The organism is Neisseria sp. P0021.S007 (assembly GCF_051956855.1).
The window spans coordinates 145363-163006 of the sequence record NZ_JBQCXA010000002.1 but is presented as its reverse complement, the minus strand read 5'-3'; the positions used below and the strand labels follow the sequence as shown (position 1 = coordinate 163006).

The 17644-nt window shown below is 53.3% G+C and carries 15 protein-coding genes; 13 read left to right on the top strand and 2 right to left on the bottom strand.

Annotated features, from left to right (window positions below; translation table 11 throughout):
* The first annotated feature begins 2 nt into the window (after nucleotides 1-2).
* From rfbA to ACTHUR_RS03740, 8 genes are all read left to right on the top strand, one after another.
* Nucleotides 3-869, top strand: a complete 867-nt coding sequence (gene rfbA / locus ACTHUR_RS03775; RefSeq protein WP_004519082.1) for a glucose-1-phosphate thymidylyltransferase RfbA — start codon at nucleotides 3-5, stop codon at nucleotides 867-869.
* Nucleotides 870-922: 53 nt separating this feature from the next.
* A complete protein-coding gene (gene rfbC, locus ACTHUR_RS03770) occupies nucleotides 923-1462 on the top strand; it encodes a dTDP-4-dehydrorhamnose 3,5-epimerase (RefSeq protein WP_036492531.1) in 540 nt (179 codons plus the stop codon).
* Nucleotides 1463-1496: 34 nt separating this feature from the next.
* Entirely contained in the window at nucleotides 1497-3611 is a 2115-nt protein-coding gene (locus ACTHUR_RS03765; RefSeq protein ID WP_440361262.1) for a capsular polysaccharide biosynthesis protein, read from the top strand.
* A gap of 136 nt (nucleotides 3612-3747) precedes the next feature.
* The gene (locus tag ACTHUR_RS03760) at nucleotides 3748-5007 is read left to right on the top strand and encodes a capsule biosynthesis protein (RefSeq protein WP_049335783.1); all 1260 of its coding nucleotides are present in this window, start codon (nucleotides 3748-3750) and stop codon (nucleotides 5005-5007) included.
* 348 nt (nucleotides 5008-5355) lie between these two features.
* On the top strand, nucleotides 5356-6762 hold the full coding sequence (locus tag ACTHUR_RS03755; protein WP_004519087.1) for an SEL1-like repeat protein: 1407 nt from the start codon (nucleotides 5356-5358) through the stop codon (nucleotides 6760-6762).
* Between the two features lie 217 nt (nucleotides 6763-6979).
* Nucleotides 6980-8194, top strand: a complete 1215-nt coding sequence (gene gltS / locus ACTHUR_RS03750; RefSeq protein WP_004519089.1) for a sodium/glutamate symporter — start codon at nucleotides 6980-6982, stop codon at nucleotides 8192-8194.
* Nucleotides 8195-8299: 105 nt separating this feature from the next.
* A complete protein-coding gene (locus ACTHUR_RS03745) occupies nucleotides 8300-9322 on the top strand; it encodes a lysozyme inhibitor LprI family protein (protein WP_440361261.1) in 1023 nt (340 codons plus the stop codon).
* A 54-nt stretch (nucleotides 9323-9376) separates the two neighbouring features.
* The gene (locus ACTHUR_RS03740; protein ID WP_004519091.1) at nucleotides 9377-10372 is read left to right on the top strand and encodes a S49 family peptidase; all 996 of its coding nucleotides are present in this window, start codon (nucleotides 9377-9379) and stop codon (nucleotides 10370-10372) included.
* Between the two features lie 191 nt (nucleotides 10373-10563).
* Here ACTHUR_RS03740 and pdxA read toward each other — a convergent pair whose 3' ends face one another.
* Together pdxA and ACTHUR_RS03730 are read right to left on the bottom strand one after the other, a co-directional pair.
* Nucleotides 10564-11568: a 4-hydroxythreonine-4-phosphate dehydrogenase PdxA gene (gene pdxA, locus ACTHUR_RS03735; protein WP_440361260.1), complete on the bottom strand. Its 1005-nt coding sequence runs from the start codon at nucleotides 11566-11568 to the stop codon at nucleotides 10564-10566.
* Nucleotides 11569-11725: 157 nt separating this feature from the next.
* A complete protein-coding gene (locus ACTHUR_RS03730; protein ID WP_079453682.1) occupies nucleotides 11726-12256 on the bottom strand; it encodes a cytochrome b in 531 nt (176 codons plus the stop codon).
* Nucleotides 12257-12488: 232 nt separating this feature from the next.
* Between ACTHUR_RS03730 and ACTHUR_RS03725 the strand changes: the two genes are divergently transcribed.
* The 5 genes from ACTHUR_RS03725 to ptsP all read left to right on the top strand — a co-directional run bounded on the left by ACTHUR_RS03725 (nucleotide 12489) and on the right by ptsP (nucleotide 17264).
* Nucleotides 12489-14018 (top strand): ABC transporter permease, encoded by a 1530-nt coding sequence (locus tag ACTHUR_RS03725; RefSeq protein WP_049335779.1) that lies wholly within the window; start codon nucleotides 12489-12491, stop codon nucleotides 14016-14018.
* A 113-nt stretch (nucleotides 14019-14131) separates the two neighbouring features.
* Nucleotides 14132-14695, top strand: coding sequence for a hypoxanthine-guanine phosphoribosyltransferase (locus ACTHUR_RS03720; protein ID WP_003681752.1), 564 nt, complete (start codon nucleotides 14132-14134; stop codon nucleotides 14693-14695).
* Nucleotides 14696-14753: 58 nt separating this feature from the next.
* On the top strand, nucleotides 14754-15182 hold the full coding sequence (locus ACTHUR_RS03715; RefSeq protein WP_049335776.1) for a PTS sugar transporter subunit IIA: 429 nt from the start codon (nucleotides 14754-14756) through the stop codon (nucleotides 15180-15182).
* 49 nt (nucleotides 15183-15231) lie between these two features.
* Entirely contained in the window at nucleotides 15232-15501 is a 270-nt protein-coding gene (locus ACTHUR_RS03710) for an HPr family phosphocarrier protein (protein WP_003683718.1), read from the top strand.
* Nucleotides 15501-17264 (top strand): phosphoenolpyruvate--protein phosphotransferase, encoded by a 1764-nt coding sequence (gene ptsP, locus ACTHUR_RS03705; protein WP_049335774.1) that lies wholly within the window; start codon nucleotides 15501-15503, stop codon nucleotides 17262-17264. Before ACTHUR_RS03710 ends, ptsP begins: the two co-directional genes overlap by 1 nt.
* Nucleotides 17265-17644 lie beyond the last annotated feature (380 nt).

Below are 17644 nucleotides of genomic sequence, written 5' to 3'. Positions count from 1 at the left end.
CCATGAAAGGCATTATCCTTGCCGGCGGCAGCGGCACTCGCCTCTACCCCATCACGCGCGGGGTATCCAAACAGCTGCTGCCCGTGTACGACAAGCCCATGATTTACTATCCCCTGTCCGTATTGATGCTGACAGGAATCCGCGATATTTTGGTCATTACCACGCCTGAAGACAACGCCTCTTTCAAACGCCTGCTCGGCGACGGCAGCGATTTCGGCATTTCCATCAGTTATGCCGTGCAACCCAGTCCGGACGGCTTGGCACAGGCATTTATCATCGGCGAAGAATTTATCGGCAACGACAATGTTTGCTTGGTTTTGGGCGATAATATTTTCTACGGCCAATCATTTACGCAAACATTGAAACAGGCCGCCGCCAAGACCCACGGCGCAACCGTATTCGGCTATCAAGTCAAAGACCCCGAGCGTTTCGGCGTGGTTGAATTTGACGAAAACTTCAACGCCCTGTCTATCGAAGAGAAACCGCAACAGCCCAAATCCGATTGGGCGGTAACCGGCTTGTACTTCTACGACCAACGCGTCGTCGAGTTCGCCAAACAAATCAAACCGTCCGCCCGCGGCGAATTGGAAATTTCCGACCTCAACCAAATGTATTTGGAAGACGGTTCATTGTCGGTTCAACTTTTAGGACGCGGTTTCGCATGGTTGGACACCGGCACCCACGAGAGCCTGCACGAAGCCGCTTCATTCGTCCAAACCGTACAAAACATCCAAGACCTGCAAATCGCCTGCCTGGAAGAAATTGCTTGGCGCAACGGTTGGCTTTCCGATGAAAAACTGGAAGAGCTGGCGCGCCCGATGGCGAAAAACCAATACGGCCAATATTTGCTGCGCCTGTTGAAAAAATAATGTTTGAGGCCGTCTGAAACTTTTCAGACGGCCTTTAGATGAAAGATAAAACAATGAACATCATTGATACCGCCATTCCTGACGTAAAACTGCTTGAGCCGCAAGTCTTCGGCGATGCGCGCGGCTTTTTTATGGAAACTTTCCGCGACGAGTGGTTCAAGACCCAAGTCTGCGACCGCACCTTCGTGCAGGAAAACCACTCCAAATCCAGCAAAGGCGTATTGCGCGGCCTGCACTATCAAACTGAAAACACACAAGGCAAACTCGTGCGCGTGGTTGTCGGCGAAGTATTCGACGTGGCCGTCGATATGCGTAAAGACTCCCCTACTTTCGGCAAATGGGTAGGCGAGATCTTGTCTGCAGAAAACAAACGCCAACTGTGGGTACCCGAAGGTTTCGCTCACGGCTTCTATGTACTGAGCGATGAAGCCGAGTTCGTCTATAAATGCACAGACTATTACAACCCCAAAGCCGAACACTCGCTGATTTGGAATGATCCGACCGTCGGTATCGACTGGCCGCTGCAAGGCGAGCCGAATCTGTCGCCTAAAGACTTGGCCGGCAAAGTATTGGCTGAAGCAGTCACGTTTTAAAAAGTTTTAAAAATAATTCAGGCCGTCTGAAAGAATGCTCCTCTTTTCAGACGGCCTACAATCTATTAATAACAATAATCGACGAAAACGCATTGTGAAAAACGCCTACATTCCCTCTCGCGGCATCCGCAAAATTCCCCATCTCTCCACCCTATTGCCTGAGTTTCATATCTGCAAAGATGGAAAAGGTACAGAGACTGTCGTCGGCTGGGGTTTGCGCCCGACGACACACAAAGCGCGTACTTTCGCCGCTGAACACCGGCTTCCCTTTATTGCATTGGAAGACGGTTTTTTACGCTCGCTCGGACTGGGCGTCTCCGGTTATCCGCCCTATTCCATCGTCTATGACGATATCGGCATCTACTACGACACCACCCGTCCTTCACGTTTGGAACAACTGATTCTCGCCGCCGATACCATGCTGTCTGAAACCTTGGCTCAAGCGCAACAGGCGATGGATTTCATCCTGCAACACCACCTGTCCAAATACAACCACGCGCCCGAACTTTCAGAAGATCATCCTTTACGTTCCCCATCCAAACCCGAAACCGTCCTCATCATCGACCAAACCTTCGGCGATATGGCCATCCAATATGGCGGCGCAGACGCCTCTACGTTTGAACTGATGTTTCAGACGGCCTTGAATGAAAACCCGCAAGCCGATATCTGGGTAAAAACCCATCCCGATGTTTTGTGCGGCAAAAAACAAGGCTATCTGACCCAACTGGCGCAGCAACACCGCGTCCATCTTTTGGCAGAAGACATCAATCCGATTTCTTTGTTGCAAAACGTCGATAAGGTTTATTGCGTTACCTCGCAAATGGGTTTTGAGGCGCTTTTGTGCGGCAAACCACTGACCACCTTCGGCCTGCCGTGGTACGCCGGATGGGGCGTAAGCAACGACCGCCATCCCAAAATCGGCAGCCTTGTTCAAACCCAACGCCGCGCCCGCCGCAACTTGCTGCAACTCTTCGCAGCAGCCTATCTGCAATACAGCCGCTACCTCAACCCCAATACCGGCGAAGCAGGCAGCCTCTTTGATGTTATCGACTATCTGGCAACGGTCAAACGCAAAAACGACAAATTGCGTGGAGAGTTGTATTGCGTCGGCATGTCTTTGTGGAAACGCGCGGTTGCCAAACCGTTCTTTAACGTACCCTCATGCCGTCTGAAATTTATCTCCTCCACCCAAAAACTGGCAGGGGTCAAACTGTCCGACGATGCACGCATCCTAGCTTGGGGCAACGGCAAAGAGGCCATCGTCCGTTTTGCCGAACAACATAATATCCCCCTGCTGCGCATGGAAGACGGCTTTATCCGCTCGGTCGGACTCGGTTCTAATTTAGTGCCACCGCTGTCGCTCGTTACCGACGATATGGGCATTTATTTCAATGCCGAAACCCCGTCACGTCTTGAACACATCCTCCAAAACCAAAACTTCGACGACCAGGACTTTCAGACGGCCTTGAAGCTGCAAAAAATGCTGACCGAAAACCACATCAGTAAATACAACGTCGGCAGCTCAGACTTCACGGTCCCGTCAACCAACAAAACCGTAATCCTCGTTCCCGGCCAGGTTGAAGATGATGCGTCTATCCGCTACGGTTCGCCCCAAATCTATCGCAATCTGGATCTGCTCCGTACCGTACGCGAACGCAATCCCGATGCCTATATCATCTACAAACCGCATCCAGATGTAGTCAGCGGTAACCGCATCGGCCATATTTCCCCTGAAGATACGGCACGATATGCCGACCAAACCGTCGAACAAGCCGATATCCTGACCTGTCTCCAATACGCAGACGAAATACATACCATGACTTCGCTGACTGGTTTTGAATCCTTGTTGCGCGGCAAAAAAGTCAGCTGCTACGGTCTGCCTTTTTACGCAGGTTGGGGACTTACCCAAGATCTGCTCCCCATTCCGCGCCGCAGCCGCAGGCTTGAGCTTTGGCAGCTGATTGCCGGCACGCTCATCCACTACCCCGACTATATCCATCCCGAAACCCATCAGGCCATTAATGCGGAAACCGCTGCCCAAATCCTGATACGACAAAAAAATATGCAAAAAAACAACAACGGATTACATCGCGGGTACTTTGCTAAAAAATTAGGTAAAATCAAACAACTATATCGATCTTTCAAATAAACACCATCAAAGTTAACAATGCGTCATAAACCAGCTTCAATTGCGGCATCATTGCCTTTGCATCGTTAATACGCTTGGCGTATGCTTGAAAGTTCAACTCAAAACTATTACATAAAAAACAAAACCACATTGCGACATGAAACAGACCGTCCTCAAAAACAACCTGCAAAACCTGCTTGAAAGCGCAGAAAATATCCTGCTGCTTCAAAGTCCTGTCGGCGATTTTTTTCTGCGCCTTGCCAATTGGCTGACTGAAAACGGCAAAACCGTACATAAATTCAACTTTAATGCAGGCGACGACTATTTTTATCCGCCCACTCAAGCTCATACCGTTGTTTTTAACGACAACTACGATGCCTTTCCTGAATTTTTGCAAGAATACATCGTTCAACATCACATCCAGGCGGTTGTCTGCTTTGGCGACACACGCCCTTATCACGTCATTGCAAAACGCATTGCAAACGAAAACCAAGTCGGTTTCTGGGCGTTTGAAGAAGGTTATTTCCGCCCCTACTACATCACCTTAGAAAAAGACGGCGTCAACGCATTTTCCCCGTTACCGCGCCGTGCCGACTTTTTTTTGGAACAATTCCCCAAGCTGGCACAGCAAGAATACAAAGCGCCGACGCCGGTACGCGGCGGGTTTATGCCCATGGCCAAAAACGCCGTCCGTTACTATATCGAATTGTTCCGCAACCCGAACAAGTACCCGAACTACATCCACCACCGCGCATCCAATGCCGGCCATTACCTCAAACTGTGGTCAATCTCCATCCTCAAGCGTTTGAACTACTATATTGAAGACATCCAAATCGCCAAACGCGTGGAGGCGGGCAAATACGGCAAATTTTTTATTGTTCCCTTGCAGGTATTCAACGACAGCCAAGTCCGCATCCATTGTGACTTTTCCAGCGTCCGCAGCTTCCTGCTCCATATTTTGGCCTCCTTTGCCGCGCACGCGCCTGCCGATACCAACCTCATCATCAAGCATCATCCGATGGACCGCGGCTTTATCGACTACTCGCGCGACATCAAACGCTTTATCAAAAAACACCCCAAACTCAAAGGCCGTATCACTTACGTCCATGATGTCCCCCTGCCCGTTTTCCTGCGCCACGGCCTCGGCATGGTTACCATCAACAGCACCAGCGGCCTGTCCGGCCTGATTCACAATATGCCAGTTAAGGTTCTCGGCCGTGCCTATTATGATATTCCCGGCATAACCGACCAAAATACCTTGGCAGAATTTTGGAATCATCCGACACCGCCTGACAGCGACCTGTTCCATGCCTACCGTATGTACCACCTCAACGTGACCCAAATTAACGGCAACTTCTACAGTCAGGTGTTTTTCCCCAACAAAGACACATCCGACTCTTCCATACCGACAACCTGACTTAGCGAAGGAAAGTTCAGGCCGTCTGAAAATATTTCAGACGGCCTGAAGCAATCAATACCTTGGCTACTTCCATGTAAATCAAACACAAAAACCTGCATTTATCATTAACAATAAATTACAAAGACAGTATAATGACCGAGCTGTCATGAGCGCATACCGACTCAAGCTGAGCCTTTTGTAACACACAAAATATGGATGCCCCTAGGCAAAACAATATAACAAGCTAAGCATCCTAAAGATAAGCCAGCAAAACTATGCCGAGCAATATTTTTACAAAGCCCTCAACCGGTATCGCCGCCCATATGCCACAGCATCCGTCTTCCACTTTATATCCGCCCGCAAACCATGACCGCCGCTCCTGATATCCTCTACCGGCAAGCCGCCGCCCTTTTGGAACAATCCCATACCGCCCAAGCCCTGCCCCTGTTGCAACAGGCGGCAGAGCAGGGTTATGCGGAAGCTGCTTTCGCATTGGGCAACCATCTGCTGCAAAACGGCCAATTGGAGCAGGCACTTTCATGGTTGGAAGCCGCCGCTGCCCAACGCCACCCCATGGCACTCTTCACCCTGCTGCAACAACGCGAATACAACGGCACCCCGACCGGACAGCTTCTTAACGAATACGCCTGGCTGGGTGAGCAAGGTCACCTCGAAGCCCAATTAATCCTCATGCGTTACCACGCACAGCGCAATGATCCACAATCCCTCTACTGGGCGGAGCTTGCCGCTGCCCGATATGCTGCGCCTGCGTATTACCATCTGGCACGCCATCATCAACGCCAAGGCGACGTTGAAACAGCCATCGAACAATACGAAAAAGCGGCCACGCTCGGTGTGACTGCTGCCTGCTGGCAACTCGGTCAAATCTACTTCTACGGCACAGGCGTCAGCCACAACCACGCACAAGCCGAACAATATCTCGAACAAGCCGCGCAAGCCGGCCACATCGCCGCACAAACCCTGCTGGCCGACCTTCTTGCCGCCCAACGCAAACCCGAAGCCTTAGAATGGTATCGTCGTGCCGCCGATAAGGAACAAGCGGAAGCACAGGCCAAGCTGGCCCAATACGCCCTGACCGGCGAACTTTCCGAACGAGACCCGTTCCAAGCGGCACGCTACGCCAAAGCCGCTGCCGAAAAAAACCATCCCGAAGCCCTGAAAATCATGGGCGACCTCTACCGCTACGGCCTCGGCATCAAAGCCGACAACCATATCGCGCACGATTACTACCACCGTGCCGCCACGTTAGGTTCTGCCTCCGCGGCACAAAAACTCATCAGCGACGCCGCACTGTACCATCCGCAACAATACGAACAAATCAAAACAGCCGCCCTGCAACAGCAACAAATCGGAACCATCTACCGTTTGGCGGAAGCACAAGCCCACGCCATCGGTCGCTACGCAGACTACAATGCCGCGCGCAAGAATTACATGGAAGCAGCCGAATTCCACCATAAAAACGCGGCGGCAGCCTTAGGCCGCATCTACCATTACGGCCTCGGTACGGCGCAAGACCCTCGGGCGGCCGCCCACTGGTACGCAATCGCAGCCGAACAAAACCACCCTTCCGCCCAATACCACCTCGCCTGTTTTTACTATCACGGGCAAGGTGTCGGCTGTCATGTTCCGACCGCCTGCTACTGGCTGCAGGCCGCCATCAGCAACGGCCACACTTCGGCCGAATCATTAACATCCCTATTAGAACAATGGCGCCGCGAAGTGCACCATGCCATCGGTCAAAAGGCCGTCTGAAAATATTTACACTCGCATTTTTTGACAATCTTTAACTATTCCCCTAATATTTGCCAGTTATTTTTCACGGACACGTCATTGTTTTCATTTCTTTCTGAAAACACCTTGCCCGCGCATCAATACCATGACACTCGGCGGATAACGCCAAGCGTTGAAACACACTACATCCGGAACAAAAACGGATGCTCGGAAAAACATTTCTAGGAGGTGAAACAACATGGAATGGGAATTCAACAGTTATTACACACTGATTGCCGCCACACTCGTGTTGCTGGTTGGTAAATTTCTGGTTCAAAAAATCAAATTCTTACGAGACTTCAATATTCCCGAGCCGGTCGCCGGCGGTTTGGTTGCCGCTATCGTCCTGTTCGCCCTGCACGAAGCCTACGGCGTCAGCTTCAAATTTGAAAAACCGCTGCAAGATGCGTTCATGCTCATCTTCTTTACATCCATCGGTTTGAGCGCCGACTTCTCCCGTTTGAAAGCGGGCGGTTTGCCTTTGGTTATCTTTACCGCCGTGGTGGGCGCATTTATCATCGTCCAAAACTTTGTCGGTGTCGGCTTGGCGAGCGCATTGGGCTTGGATCCGCTGATTGGCCTGATTACCGGTTCGATTACCCTGACCGGTGGTCACGGTACCGCCGGTGCATGGGGTCCTGACTTTGAAAGCAAATTCGGCCTGACCGGCGCAACCGGCTTAGGTATGGCTTCTGCAACATTCGGCCTGGTATTCGGCGGTTTGATCGGTGGTCCTGTTGCACGCCGTCTGATCAACAAAATGGGCCGTAAACCTATCGTCAAAACTGCCAAATCCGACGACAACGATGCTACTGATGACATCTTCGAACAAGCACAGCGCACTCGCCTGATTACGGCTGACTCCGCTGTCGAAACGCTCGCGATGTTTGCCGCATGTTTGGCTTTTGCCGAAATCGTGGACAGCTACGACAAAGCCTTCTTCGACTTGCCTAAATTCGTATGGTGTCTGTTTGCAGGCGTGGTCATCCGCAACGTCCTGACTGCCGCCTTCAAAGTCAATATGTTTGACCGTGCCATCGACGTATTCGGTAACGCCTCCCTGTCACTCTTCCTGTCTATGGCTCTTCTGAACCTGAAACTGTGGGAATTGACCGGTCTGGCAGGCCCTGTAACCATCATCTTGGCCGTACAAACCGTCGTGATGATTCTGTACGCCACTTTCGTTACCTACGTCTTCATGGGTCGCGATTACGACTCTGCCGTATTGGCAGCCGGTCACTGCGGCTTCGGTTTGGGTGCCACCCCGACTGCCGTTGCCAATATGCAGTCCATTACCCAAACTTTTGGCCCGTCTCACAAAGCCTTCTTGATTGTACCTATGGTGGGTGCGTTCTTCGTTGACTTGCTCAACGCCGCCATCCTCTCCGGCTTCATCAGCGTCATCAAAGGCTGATACGTCTGACATAGAAAAGCACTTGCCGCATTTACTTGCTGCAAGTGCTTTTGTTATGATAAGCACGTCAGGCCGTCTGAAAGGCCGTCATCTTCAGGAGTACCCATGTACAAAAAAACCGCTTCCGTATTGATTTTAAGCACGATTCTTCTTGCCGCATGCAGCAAAGAAGAGCCCAAAGCCGCACTTGATTGCGCCCAACCGGCCACACTGCAAAACATCCGTACCACCATCGAAGACACCCTCAAACAACAAGCGCGCTCCTTTGCCCGCAATGACAACCGCCAATTTGTCGATGCCGACAAAATCATCGCCGCCGGCCTCGAATTAGAAACCCTGCTTGAAGACCCCAAAGAAACCGGAGACGACGGCAAAGCCATCTGCCGCGCCAACCTCAAAATCCGCATTCCCGACACCATCCTCAAGACGGCCATAGACAACAGCCCGCTGATTTACGGCAACACCCCGTTGTCCGACATGCTCGAACAAAAACTGATGGGCAGCAACCTGACTTTTGAAAACAACACGTTCAGCACCACCCTGCTCTACACCCCCGATAAAGACGGCAAACCGGTTTTCGAAGACAATACCCTGAGTTCCACCGCCCAAACCCTTTCCGCCACCCTGCTGCCCTACGGCGTGAAAAGCATCGTCATGATAGACGGCAAACCCGTGTCCAAAGAGCAGGCCATCAAACTGCTGCAAAACCAAAACACGGAAGAACCACCCACCCTCAATCCGCAAGACATCCTTGAAAACAACGCCGCCAGCCAAGCCGTCGGTTTGACCGATAATGACGACGATTCAGACTACGAAGTCCTGCACCCTGACCGTGAAACTCCGCGCAACGAGCCGCCCGGCCTCAGCCAAAGCGAACTCGACAACGCGCGCGCGCAAAACCGTCAGACAGACGGCGAGATCAACGACCTCTGGGGCGGCTTAGACAGCGATGTCAAACAACAAATCCTCGGCGAACAACGCGCCTGGATTCAAAGCAAAAAACTCAACTGCCAACAAGCCGCCGCGTCCGCAGACAACGCCGCACAAGCAGAATACCTGCGCCTGCAGTGTGAAACCCGTATGACCCGCGAACGTACGCAATACCTGCGCGGCTATTCCATCAACTAAAACCGATAAGGCCGTCTGAACATTCAGACGGCCTACAAGAAAGCACATCACATCATGCAATACCGAATCCACCGTGAAGGCGATGCCCAAAACACACCCTCTTCAGCCTCCACCCCCGTCGACAACTGGGAGCGCAACACCCTGCGCGAAGTCCTCCTCGCCGCCTACCAAGAACAGCGCCGCGCCCGCATTTGGCGCAATATCTGGCGCGGCGTCGCCGTCCTCATCTTCCTCAGCCTAATCTTCGGCCTTGCGGAAGAAGAAGGAAAAACCACGAGCATCCAAGCCCGCAGCGAACACACCGCCGTTATCGACCTGACCGGCGAAATCGGCAACGACATCGACGACCAAGTCCAAATCCTGCGCGACAGCATGGAAGCCGCCTACGAAAACGGTAACGCCAAAGCCATCATCATTCGTGCCAACAGCCCCGGCGGTTCGCCTGTCGTGTCCAACACGGCCTTTAACGAAGTCCGCCGCCTCAAAGCCGAACACAAAGACATCCCGGTCTACCTCGTTGCCGAAGACATGTGCGCTTCCGGCTGCTACTACATTGCCGCCGCAGCCGACAAAATATACGCCGACCCTTCCAGTATTGTCGGCAGCATCGGCGTGATCGGCGGCGGTTTCGACTTTACCGGCCTGATGGACAAAGCCGGTGTCAAACGCCGTCTGAAAACCGCCGGCAGCAACAAAGGCATGGGTGACCCTTTCACGCCTGAAACGCCGGCACAAACCCAAATTTGGGAAACCATGTTGGGCGATATTCACCAAGAATTTATCAAAGCCGTCAAACTCGGCCGCGGCGCAAGGTTGAAAGACAAACAGTATCCCGATATTTTCAGCGGCCGCATCTACACCGGCAAAGAAGCCAAACAGGTCGGCCTGATTGACGACTTCGGTAGCATTTACAGCGTTGCCCGCGATGTTGTCAAAGCCCCCGAGCTGGTCAACTACACGCCGCAAGACGATTTCAGCAAAATGCTCAGCCGTCGCTTCGGTGCGGAAGTGAAGGCCAAAGTCAAAGAAACTTTGTCTGAAATTTGGTAAACCAAAAAACCAAAAGGCCGTCTGAAACCCAAAACATGGGTCTTCAGACGGCCTTTTTTATATGGTTTTTAAAATAAAACGCTGATTATTGTCCAAACATCCATCGACTTCATCAAATCAGCATGCAGATGCTCCCTGATGATGCTTTTACGGGAACACATTACGCCTACAAACGATTAAACCTCTACGTTTCAGACGGCCTGTTTCTGCATATTGTGCGACATATCAAACGCGGCGCGGACGGCGGTAATCAGGCTGCCAGAATCAGCTTTGCCCGTACCTGCCAAGTTCAAGGCCGTGCCATGGTCGACGGAAGTGCGGATAAAGGGCAGGCCGAGGGTGATATTCACGCCTTCGCCGAAACCGGCGTATTTGAGTACCGGCAGCCCTTGGTCGTGATACATGGCGAGGACGGCATCGGCATCTTTGAGTAAAAAAGGTTGGAACACAGTATCAGCCGGATAAGGGCCGCGTGCGTCTATGCCTTCGGCCTGCAGGGCATGAAGCGCCGGAATAATGGTGTCGATTTCTTCGTGTCCCAAATGGCCGCCTTCGCCGGCATGGGGATTGAGGCCGGTAACGAGGATGACCGGTTTGGCTATGCCGAACTTATGGCGCAGGTCGTGTTCAAGAATGCGGACAACCGACTCGATTAAAGGCTTCGTGATGGCGGCGGAAATGTCTTTCAGCGGCAGATGGGTGGTAACCAACGCCACGCGCAGGCCGCCGCCGGTCAGCATCATGACAACTTGTTCGGTATGGCTTTTTTCGGCGAGGTATTCGGTATGGCCGCTGAAAAAGCCGTTGTCTGCGTGGGCATCGTTGATGATGCCTTTATGCAGCGGCGCGGTAACCATACCGGCAAACAGGCCGTCTGAAATGCCCTGATACGCCGTATCCAGCAGTCGGAGCACATACGCGGCATTGGCAGGATTGAGTTCGCCCGCCCGACACTCGGCATCTAAGGGAATATGCAGAACTTCGAGTTCACCCTTGGGCAACGGTTCAGCCGCTTGAGCTTGAAAATCGCGCAAAATGACGGATTTGCCGAGCTGTTCGGCCCTGTTTACCAACAGGTTTTTGTCGCACAAAACAACGGGGCGACAAGGAAGGTCGGCGAAAGCCAAATCAAGGCAGATGTCGGGGCCGATGCCGGCCGGTTCGCCGGATGTAATGGCGAGAATAGGAGCAGTCATGGTGTTTCTCGGTACGGTTTACAGTATTTAGACAACAGTCAGGCAAAATGCCTGCCCTACTTTTGCAGATTAACACAAATACAAAAAGGCCGTCTGAAAACAGTTTTTGCTTGATCAAACTGTTTTCAGACGGCCTTGGCTGTTTACCGTTTTACACTTAAGAACGACGACCGATCATGCGGTATAAAACGTCGTGGCCTTGAATGCGGTGGACAACAACCATGGCGATGTGGCCGGCGACCAGCGCGAAGAGCAGCCAGCCGAGTTTGCCGTGCGCCATATTGCCGAGGTTGGACATCCATTCGATTTTTTCAGGCGAACCCTGCATCACTTCGACACCGAATACTTTCAACGGGCCACGGCCGCCGCCATATTGGCGGATCATGCCGATAACGGGAACGGCGAGCATGAAGACGTAAAGGGCAAGGTGGCCTGCTTTGGCGGCAAAGCTGTCGGCGGCAGGACGTTTGGACGCATTGAGCAAGGCCCAAACAATGCGCACGATAATCACCAGCAACGTGATGAAACCGATGGATTTATGCACGCCAAAGAGCGATTTGACCCATTCTTCGCCATCATAGATGGTCCAAACGGTAATGGTGGAGAGGATGCCGATGAAACCGAGTACGGTCAGCCAATGCAACGCGCGCGCGACGGCATCATAGGTTTGTGGACGTGTAGCGGTCATAATGTTTCCTTGTTTTTGATTTATTTGATTTTTTGAAGCGGCGGATTGTATCAAAAATACCCAACCAATTATGTTGCCTTTTTGAAGAGATTTCGTAAATGTTTGGAAAATTTGAAGAAACGGCGGTTTTATCCGTAAAGCTACACAGGCCGTCTGAAAACAAGGGCAGGAATACCACCTTCTATGCCGAACTCGGGCTAAAATAGGCATTTTTATTCTCGGGTACGCATCGATGCAGGTTTGGATTCGGCGGTTTGCGCTGTTGCTTCTGCCTTTAGGTTTCTTAGCGATTATGGTGGCCGCGCCTTTGCTGTCGTTGGCGTTTTACGACGGCGAAGGCGCTTGGGCGGAAGTGGTGGCTGATGACTATATGCGCCTGCGCTTGGGCTGGACGGTGGCGCAGGCGGTTTTGACCTGCGTCTTGGTCACGGCTTTGGGCGTGCCTGCGGCGTGGGTGCTGGCGCGGATGGACTTTGCCGGACGGCGCACGGTTTTGCGCCTGCTGATGCTGCCTTTCGTGATGCCGACTTTGGTGGCAGGCATGGGCGTGCTCGCCTTGTTTGGTGCACACGGTATGCTGGCGGCAGGTTGGCAGGACACGCCGTGGCTGCTGATTTACGGCAACGTGTTTTTCAACCTGCCGGTTTTGGTGCGCTCGGCGTATCAGGGATTTGTGCGTGTGCCGCAGGCGCGGTTGCTGTCGGCACAATCTTTGGGCGCGGACGCGTGGAGGCGGTTTGTCTGGGTCGAATGGCCGGTGGTGCGCGCGTGGGTTGCCGGCGGCGCGTGCCTGGTGTTTTTATATTGTTTTTCAGGCTTCGGGCTGGCCTTGCTGCTCGGCGGCGAACGTTTTGCGACGGTGGAAGTGGAAATCTACCGGCTGGTGGCGTATGAGTTGGACATGGCGCGTGCGTCGGTGTTGGTGTGGCTGGTGCTGGCGGTTACGGCGGCGGCAGGCGGTTTGTATGCGTATTGGAGCAGGCGCGTGACTGTGGATAAGTCAGTCTCGCCTTTGCCTCCGCGTGCGCCGATATGGGCTTGGGAAAAATGGCTGACGGCAACGGTATTGACCATGTTGGCAGTGTGCTGCCTGCTGCCTTTGGCGGCGGTGTGGCTCAAGGCGGTATCGGCAGGCTCTTCGTGGTCGGTTTTGTTTGAAGCGCAGACTTGGACGGCTGTGTGGAACACCGTCCGTTTCTCTGCGGCAGCAGTGGCGGCGGCGACGGTATTGGGCGTACTGTATGCGGCGGCGGCACGGCAAATGGCGTGGTTGCGCGCGCTGATGTTTTTGCCGTTTATGGTGTCGCCCGTGTGCATTGCGTTCGGCGTATTGCTGCTCTATCCGCAGTGGACGGCTTCGCTGTGGCTGCTGACGGCGACTTACGCGCTGTTGGCGTATCCGTTTGTGGCCAAAGATGTATTGGCCGCGTGGGACGGTTTGCCCAAAGATTACGCGGCGGCGGCGCGTACTATGGGCGCAAACGGTTTTCAGACGGCCTGTTATGTAACCGCGCCTTTATTGAAACCGGCTTTGCGGCGCGGTCTGACTTTGGCTTCGGCAACGTGTATCGGCGAATTTGCGGCCACATTGTTCCTGTCGCGCCCCGAATGGCAGACGCTGACCACTTTGATTTACGATTATCTCGGGCGCGCCGGTGCGGACAATTACGGACGGGCGATGGTGTTGACGGCAGTATTGACCGCTTTGGCTTTGACGGCATTTTTGCTGGTGGACGAAGCGGAAGGACAAAAGGCCGTCTGAACGTGGTCGGCTCAAATCCCTTCGCTTTCACTACACTATTGCCGCGCCTTGTATCGAAAATTGATTGAATCCGCTATATAATTTGTTTTTAACCGCACTCAACACGACCTATCATGACCGACTTAGAAACCAAACGCCTTGAAACCCAAGCCATGCTGGACAATGCCGACTTGCTGTTTGACCAAGAACAATGCCGCGCGGCCTTGCAAAAAGTTGCCGACGACATTACCCGCGACTTGGGCGACAAATACCCCCTGCTCTTGCCTGTCATGGGTGGTGCGGTGGTGTTTACAGGACAGTTATTGCCGCTGTTGCGCTTTCCTTTGGACTTTGACTACGTCCACGTTTCCCGCTACGGCGACAAACTCGCAGGCGGCGCGTTCAACTGGAAACGCATGCCCGACCCCGAGCAAATCAAAGGCCGTCATGTAGTCGTTTTGGACGACATCTTGGACGAAGGCCACACCATGGCCGCCATTCAGGAAAAACTGTTGGAAATGGGCGCGGCAAGCTGCCGTGCGGCCGTGTTTGCCAACAAGCTGATCGACAAAGAAAAACCGACCAAAGCCGATTATGTCGGTTTGGACGTGCCCAACCGCTACGTCTTCGGTTACGGCATGGATGCCGCCGGCTGCTGGCGCAACCTCGGCGAAATCTACGCCTTAAACAATAAATAAAACAAAGGTCGTCTGAAAAATCTTCAGACGGCCTCAACCCCCATGCTAGGAACACATCATGATAGGTTTGTTAATCATTACACATGAAACCATAGGTGAAGCCTATCGCGGTTTGGCCGACCATTTCTTTCCCAACGGCTTCCCCGAAAATCTCCACATCCTCGGCGTACAGCCCGACGAGGATCAAAACGACATCATCAACAACGCCATCGCCGCATTGCAGGAATTTCCCAACAACCGCGGCGTGCTGATCATGACCGACATCTTCGGCGCAACCCCATGCAACGCCGCACGCCGGCTGGTGCGCGAAAACAAATCCGCCATCCTGACCGGCCTCAACGCCCCGATGATGATTAAAGCCATCCAATACTCATCACAAGCCGAAAACCTCTCCGACTTCACTGAAACCGTCAAAGAAGCCGCCATCCGGGGCATTTTCGCCATTACATCCGCACCTGAAGACCTGGTGTGCAAAGAACACGGCTAAGGCCGTCTGAAAACATTCACTTTACGAACATTACATTTAGGGGACATCCATGCTCAAACAAGAAATCGAAATCATCAACAAACTCGGCCTGCACGCGCGCGCTTCCAGCAAATTCACCCAAACCGCCTCCCAATTCCAAAGCGAAGTCTGGGTCACCAAAAACGGCAATCGCGTCAACGGCAAAAGCATCATGGGCCTGATGATGCTGGCCGCCGCCAAAGGCACCGTGATTGAGCTGGAAACAGAAGGCGCAGACGAAGCCGCCGCCATGCAGGCGTTGACCGACCTCATCAACGACTACTTCGGCGAGGGCGAATAATGAGCATCGTCCTACACGGTGTAGCCGCGGGCAAAGGCATTGCCATCGGCCACGCCCACCTCATCACGCGCGGCACAACGGAAGTCCCCCAATACGACATTGATCTCGACAAACTCGATGCCGAAGTCGCCCGTTTCGACAACGCCATCAAAGCCACGCGCAAAGAACTGGAACAGCTGCGCGGCGCGATTCCCGAAAATGCTCCGACCGAATTGGGCGCGTTCATCTCCCTGCACCTGATGCTGCTGACCGACGTCACCCTCTCACGCGAACCCATCGACATTTTGTGCGAGCAGAAAATCAACGCCGAATGGGCATTGAAACTGCAAAGCGACAAGCTTGCCGCCCAGTTCGATAGCATTGACGACGACTACCTGCGCGAACGCAAACAGGACATGCTCCAAGTCGTCCGCCGCATCCACAACAACCTTGTCGGCCAAAGCAACGAAATCAACCTCGCCGGCAACCTGCTTGACGACACCGTCCTCATCGCGCACGACCTCTCGCCTGCCGATACCGTACTATTCAAAGAGCAGCACATTACCGCCTTCGTAACCGATGCCGGCGGCCCGACCAGCCACACCGCCATCTTAGGCCGCAGCCTCGACATCCCGTCCGTCATCGGCCTGCACAACGCCCGCAAACTCATTACCGAAAACGAAATCGTCATCGTCGACGGCATCAACGGCGTCCTCATCATCGATCCCGACGAAGTCGTCCTCAACGAATACCGCCGCCTCGCCCGCGAATACCGCAGCCACAAGCGCGAACTCAACAAAATCAAAAAAACCGCCGCCACCACGGCCGACGGCATCAACATCGAACTTTTAGCCAACATCGAATCCGCAGAAGACATCAAAGCCCTACACAACTTCGGCGCAGACGGCGTCGGCCTGTTCCGCAGCGAATTTCTTTATCTCAACCGCGACAACATGCCGACCGAAGACGAACAATACGAAGTCTATGCCGGCATCGTCAAAAAACTCAAAGGCAAAAACATCACCATCCGCACCGTCGATTTGGGCGTCGATAAAAATCCGCGCTGGTTCGGCCAAAACAGCACACCCAACGGCAGCCTCAACCCCGCACTCGGCCTGACCGGCATCCGCCTGTGCCTTGCAGAGCCGGTCATGTTCCGCACCCAAATGCGTGCCATCCTCCGTGCCGCCACCCACGGCCCCGTGCGCATGATGTGGCCGATGATTACGTCTATTTCCGAAGTGCGCCAATGCCTTATCCATCTGGACACGGCCCAACGCCAACTGACCGAACGCGGCGAAACCTTCGGCCCGGTCAGCATCGGCTGCATGATCGAAATCCCGTCCGCCGCCATGACCGTCGGCAGCATCCTCAAGCTCGTCGACTTCGTTTCCATCGGCACCAACGACCTGATTCAATACCTCCTGTCGGTCGACCGCGGCGACGACAGCGTCAGCCACCTCTACCAACCCGGCCACCCTGCCGTCCTCAAAACGCTGCAACACATCATCCGCACCGCAAACCGCATGGAAAAAGGCGTGTCCATCTGCGGCGAAATGGCCGGCGATACCGTCTTCACCCGACTGTTGCTCGGCATGGGCCTGCGCCGCTTCTCCATGAACCCCAACAACCTGCTTTCGGTTAAAAACATCATCCTGCACAGCAACACCGGCCATCTCGAAAACGATGCCGCCAAAATCCTGCGCTGCGAAGACCCGGAAAAAGCCGAAAAACTGATTAAAATCCTTAACCAAAGCGAACAGGCGGAATCACAGGCCGTCTGAATCTCTAAAAAGGGCGTGTTTCGATACACGCCCTTTTATTCGTCCCCATTTTGGGTTTACGCCCAACTCTCCCTCAAGCCCTCTTCTTCCCTATTTCGCCATTTCAAAAACCAACCTTTTTCACTTTTCCCAAACACTGCTTACAGGCCGTCTGAAAAATATAGGGCGCAAGTGAAATAAAACTTTTATGCCGACACCAAAGGCCGTCTGAACCCTGATTGCAAGGTTTCAGACGGCCTTGTTTTCAACCGAATACCTTTTATTTTTTTGCAATAAAAAACCCTTTACCGATCCATTCCAGCTACTGCCCACTATGGCTTTAGGTACCCCATATCATTCCTTTTTACTAGGTCTTCAGTACACCAAAGCCCTATATAAAC

What these genes read in the sequence shown, in the direction of transcription:
- rfbA (WP_004519082.1), top strand. Translation starts at nt 3, where the DNA reads ATGAAAGGCATTATCCTTGCCGGCGGCAGCGGCACTCGCCTCTACCCC.
- rfbC (WP_036492531.1), top strand. Translation starts at nt 923, where the DNA reads ATGAACATCATTGATACCGCCATTCCTGACGTAAAACTGCTTGAGCCG.
- ACTHUR_RS03765 (WP_440361262.1), top strand. Translation starts at nt 1,497, where the DNA reads ATGCTCCTCTTTTCAGACGGCCTACAATCTATTAATAACAATAATCGA.
- ACTHUR_RS03760 (WP_049335783.1), top strand. Translation starts at nt 3,748, where the DNA reads ATGAAACAGACCGTCCTCAAAAACAACCTGCAAAACCTGCTTGAAAGC.
- ACTHUR_RS03755 (WP_004519087.1), top strand. Translation starts at nt 5,356, where the DNA reads ATGACCGCCGCTCCTGATATCCTCTACCGGCAAGCCGCCGCCCTTTTG.
- gltS (WP_004519089.1), top strand. Translation starts at nt 6,980, where the DNA reads ATGGAATGGGAATTCAACAGTTATTACACACTGATTGCCGCCACACTC.
- ACTHUR_RS03745 (WP_440361261.1), top strand. Translation starts at nt 8,300, where the DNA reads ATGTACAAAAAAACCGCTTCCGTATTGATTTTAAGCACGATTCTTCTT.
- ACTHUR_RS03740 (WP_004519091.1), top strand. Translation starts at nt 9,377, where the DNA reads ATGCAATACCGAATCCACCGTGAAGGCGATGCCCAAAACACACCCTCT.
- pdxA (WP_440361260.1), bottom strand. Translation starts at nt 11,568, where the DNA reads ATGACTGCTCCTATTCTCGCCATTACATCCGGCGAACCGGCCGGCATC.
- ACTHUR_RS03730 (WP_079453682.1), bottom strand. Translation starts at nt 12,256, where the DNA reads ATGACCGCTACACGTCCACAAACCTATGATGCCGTCGCGCGCGCGTTG.
- ACTHUR_RS03725 (WP_049335779.1), top strand. Translation starts at nt 12,489, where the DNA reads ATGCAGGTTTGGATTCGGCGGTTTGCGCTGTTGCTTCTGCCTTTAGGT.
- ACTHUR_RS03720 (WP_003681752.1), top strand. Translation starts at nt 14,132, where the DNA reads ATGACCGACTTAGAAACCAAACGCCTTGAAACCCAAGCCATGCTGGAC.
- ACTHUR_RS03715 (WP_049335776.1), top strand. Translation starts at nt 14,754, where the DNA reads ATGATAGGTTTGTTAATCATTACACATGAAACCATAGGTGAAGCCTAT.
- ACTHUR_RS03710 (WP_003683718.1), top strand. Translation starts at nt 15,232, where the DNA reads ATGCTCAAACAAGAAATCGAAATCATCAACAAACTCGGCCTGCACGCG.
- ptsP (WP_049335774.1), top strand. Translation starts at nt 15,501, where the DNA reads ATGAGCATCGTCCTACACGGTGTAGCCGCGGGCAAAGGCATTGCCATC.